Source organism: Staphylococcus sp. EG-SA-2, assembly GCF_017152085.1.
In genome coordinates this window covers 1-554 of the sequence record NZ_JACYHC010000102.1, presented here as the reverse complement: position 1 = coordinate 554, position 554 = coordinate 1, and the positions used below count along the sequence as shown (strand labels likewise).

The window sequence follows — 554 nt, the reverse complement described above, 5'->3', positions numbered from 1 at the left end:
GAAAAAGGCGAAGTAATTGGAACAACTAAAACAGATGAAAATGGTAAATATCGTTTCGATAATTTAGATAGCGGTAAATACAAAGTTATTTTTGAAAAGCCTGCTGGCTTAACACAAACAGTTACAAATACAACTGAAGATGATAAAGATGCCGATGGTGGCGAAGTTGACGTAACAATTACGGATCATGATGATTTCACACTTGATAACGGATACTTCGAAGAAGATACATCAGACAGTGATTCAGACTCAGACAGTGATTCAGACTCAGACAGCGACTCAGATTCAGACAGTGATTCAGACTCAGATAGCGATTCAGATTCAGACAGCGACTCAGACTCAGATAGCGACTCAGACTCAGACAGCGACTCAGACTCAGATAGCGACTCAGATTCGGACAGCGATTCAGACTCAGATAGCGACTCAGATTCAGACAGCGATTCAGACTCAGATAGCGACTCAGATTCAGACAGTGACTCAGACTCAGATAGCGACTCAGACTCAGACAGTGACTCAGACTCAGACAGCGATTCAGATTCAGATAGCGACTCAGA

Annotated in this window: 1 protein-coding gene; it reads left to right on the top strand. The window is 42.4% G+C overall.

Annotation, left to right across the window (positions count from 1 at the left end):
- Nucleotides 1–554, top strand: a 554-nt coding sequence (locus IDG60_RS00860) for an SdrD B-like domain-containing protein (RefSeq protein ID WP_206160378.1), incomplete at both ends; no start/stop codon positions are given.